The sequence below is a fragment of the Streptomyces sp. SP17BM10 genome (assembly GCF_036322405.1).
Lineage (GTDB): Bacteria > Actinomycetota > Actinomycetes > Streptomycetales > Streptomycetaceae > Kitasatospora.
Map to the genome: position 1 here is coordinate 1 of NZ_JAQYXB010000484.1, position 3,770 is coordinate 3,770.

The window sequence follows — 3,770 nt, forward strand, 5'->3', positions numbered from 1 at the left end:
CGGCACCATCGACTACCTCGGCCGCACCGACTTCCAGGTCAAGGTCCGCGGCTTCCGCATCGAACTCGGCGAAATCGAATCCGCCCTCGCGAAGCACGACACCGTCACCCGCGCCGCCGTCGTCGTCCGCGAGGACCGCCCGGGAGTGAAGCTGCTGGTCGGCTACGTGGTGCCGGACGGCACCGCAGACCCGGCCGCGCTGCGCGCCCACGTGGCCGCCGAGCTGCCGGACTACATGGTCCCGGCGGCGGTCGTCCTGCTCGACGCGCTGCCGCTGAACACCAACGGCAAGCTCGACCGCAAGGCGCTCCCCGCACCGGACTTCGCCGACCGCGCACCGGGCCGGGTGCCGGAGACCGACCGCGAGAAGCTCCTCGCCGCCCTCTTCGCCGAAGTCCTCGGGCTGCCCGAGGTCGGCGCCGACGACAGCTTCTTCGCCCTCGGCGGCGACAGCATCACCTCCGTCCAGCTGGTGGGCCGCGCCCGCCTGGCGGGCCTGGTGCTCACGCCCCGCGAGGTGTTCCGGCACAAGACGGTCGAGGCGTTGGCCGCCGCCCTGCCCGAGTCCCCGGCCGAGCTCGCGCTCGCGCCCGACCCGGAGGGCGCGGACCCGGCGGTCGGCGCGCTGCCGACCACCCCGATCATCCGCTGGCTGCGCGAACTCGGCGGCCGCATCGACGGGTTCAACCAGTCGGTGCTCGTGCCGGTGCCCGCCGGACTCACCGCGGACGTCCTGGCCGCCGTGCTCCAAGCCGTCCTGGACCACCACGACGCACTGCGCGCCCGCCTGGTGCGCGGCCCGTCGGCCTGGACCCTGGAGGTGCCGCCGAAGGGCGCGCTGCGGGCCGCCGACCTGGTCCACCGGGTCGACGTCGCGGGCCTCACCGAGGCCGCGGCCGCCGCCCGCCTTGACACCGAGGGCCGCGCCGCCCAGGACCGGCTCGCCCCGGACGACGGCGTCATGGTCCAGGCCGTCTGGTTCGACGCCGGCCCGCAGGCCCCCGGCCGGCTGCTGCTCGTCCTGCACCACCTGGTGGTCGACGGCGTCTCCTGGCGGATCCTGATGCCCGACCTGATGGCCGCCTACGAGGCCGTCGCGGCCGGCCGGGAACCCGTCCTGGAGCCGGTGTGGACCTCCTTCCGGGCCTGGGCCCGCGGCCTCGCCCGCGCCGCCCTCACCCCGGAGCGGACCGCCGAACTCCCGGTCTGGACGGCCATGCTGGCCGGGTACCAGGAGCCCCCCCTGGGCACCAGGGCGCTCGACCGCACCCGCGACCTCGCGGCCGGTGCCCGGCAGTACACCGTGACGCTGCCCGCCGACGTCACCGGACCGCTGCTGTCCACCGTGCCCAGCGTGCTCGGCACCGGCGTCAACGAGGTGCTGCTCACCGCGTTCGCGCTCGCCGTCACCGGCTGGGACCGCGACCGCGGCCGGGAGCGCGCGGCCGGCGTCCTGCTGGACCTGGAGGGCCACGGCCGCGAGGAACTGCTCGCCGGGGTCCTGCCGGACGCCGACGTCTCGCGGACGGTCGGCTGGTTCACCAGCATGTTCCCGCTGCGGCTCGACCCCGGCGTCACCGCCGCCGACTGGCCGGAGCTGCTGGCCGGCGGCCCCGCCGCCGGACGGGCCCTGGCCGCGGTGGCCGGGCAGCTCGCCGCCCTGCCCGACAACGGCGCCGGGTACGGGCTGCTGCGCCACCTCAACCCGGAGACGGCGGGCGTGCTCGCCGCCCTCCCGGAGCCGCAACTCGGCTTCAACTACCTGGGCCGGTTCGGCGCCGGTGACGGCGAGGACGACGGCGACGGCGGCCTCGGCGGCAGCGACGCCGCGATGCCCGCCGGCCACGCCCTGGAGCTCAACTCGCTGGCCCAGGACCGCCCAGACGGCCCCCACCTGGTGGCCTCCTGGAGCTGGCCCGGCGAGCTGTTCACCGAGGACGAGGTCGCCGCCCTGGCCGCGGCGTGGTTCTCGGCCCTGCGGGCGCTGGTCGCCCACGCCGCCGACCCGTCGGCCGGCCCGGTCGAGGCCCTCGCGCCCCGGCCCGTCGCAGTGGAGCCCGCGCCGCTGCTGGATCTCGACCAGGACGAGATCGACGCGTTCGAAGAAGACTTCGAGTTCTGAGGTGGAGAGAAGCGAGATGACCAAGGCAGCGACCACGGCAGCGACGACCAAGGCCAAGCCACGCATCGAGAGCATCCTGCCGCTCTCTCCGCTCCAGCAGGGCCTGCTGTTCCACGCCCGGTACGACACCCAGGGCCCGGACGTCTACACGATGCAGCTCGCGCTGGACATCGAGGGCGAGCTGGACGCCGAAGCGCTGCGCGGCGCCTGCGCCGCCCTGCTGCGCCGGCACGCCGGGCTGCGGGCCGCGTTCCGGTACCGCAAGAACGGCGAGCCGGTCCAGCTGATCCCGTTCGAGGTCGCGCCGGACTTCACCGTCGTCGACCTCACCGGCCGACCATCCGGCGAGCGGGCGCGCGCCGCCGACGCCGTCGCGGCCGAGGACCGCGCCCGCCGCTTCGACCTCGCCCGCCCGCCGCTGATCCGCTTCACCCTCGTCTCGCAGGGCGCGGACCGGCACCAGTTCCTCGTCACCGTGCACCACATCCTGGTCGACGGCTGGTCCCGGGCGACGGTCATCGGCGAGCTCTTCGAGCTGTACGGGCTGGCGCGGCGCGGCTCCGACGAGCGCGCGCTGCCGCCCGTCGCCCCCTACCGCGAGTACCTCACCTGGGTGGCCGCGCAGGACCGCACCGCCGCCGAGGCGGCCTGGCGGCAGGTGCTCGACGGGCTGGAGGAGCCGACGCTGCTCGCCGCCCCCGACCCGACCCGCGCGCCGGTCGTCCCGGTGGCCACACGCGCCGAGCTCCCGCAGGAGCAGACCGCGGCGCTGGTCCGCTGGGCCCGCGAGCGCGGGGTCACCGTCAACACCGTGGTCCAGGCGGCCTGGGCGATCGTCCTCGGGCGGCTCACCGGCCGGGACGACGTGGTCTTCGGCGGCACCGTCTCGGGCCGTCCCCCGCAGGTCCCGGGCGTCGAGTCGATGGTCGGCCTGTTCATCAACACCCTGCCGGTGCGCGTCGCCCTCGACCCGGCGGAGCGCTTCGGCGCCCTGCTGGAGCGCCTCCAGGACCAGCAGGCCGGCCTCATGGACCACCAGTACCTCGGCCTCAGCGACGTGCTGCGCACCGCCGGGCACGGCGAACTCTTCGACACCCTGCTGGTGTTCGAGAACTACCCGGTGGACACCGAGGGCCTGCGCCGCTCGGCGGGCGGCCTCGGCGTCGTCGACGGCCGCAACCACGAGGGCACCCACTACCCACTGAGCCTGACCGTCGGCCTCGGCACCACGCTCGCCCTGGACCTCGCGCACCGGCCCGACCTGCTCGACCAGGAGCAGGTGGACGCGCTCGCCGCCGCACTGCTGCGCGTCCTCGGCGAGGCGGCGTCGGTGGCCGAACTGCCCGTCGGGCGGCTGCGGGTGTCGGACGGCGCGGACGAGGCGCTGGTCCTGGGCGCGTGGGCCGGCGAGGCGGAGGTGGCGCCGGAACTGGAGCCGCTGCTCGGGCGCTTCGCCCGTCAGGTCGCGGCGACGCCGGACGCCACCGCCGTGATCAGCGGCGACGAACGCCTCAGCTACGCCGAACTCGACGCCCGCTCCAACCGGCTGGCCCGCCTGCTCCTCCAGCGCGGCGCCAGGGCCGAGGGCTACGTCGCCGTCGCCCTCCCGCGCACCGCGGAACTGCTCGTCGCCCTGCTCGCCGTCCAG

General features: G+C 75.8%; 2 protein-coding genes. Both read left to right on the forward strand.

Going from position 1 to position 3,770, the window contains the following annotated elements; all coding sequences use genetic code 11:
* Nucleotides 1–2,122 (forward strand): condensation domain-containing protein (locus PUR71_RS08720; protein WP_329925808.1); only part of this gene is annotated, 2,122 nt, incomplete at its 5' end.
* A gap of 16 nt (nt 2,123–2,138) precedes the next feature.
* Nucleotides 2,139–3,770, forward strand: a 1,632-nt coding sequence (locus PUR71_RS08725; protein WP_329925809.1) for a condensation domain-containing protein, incomplete at its 3' end; no start/stop codon positions are given.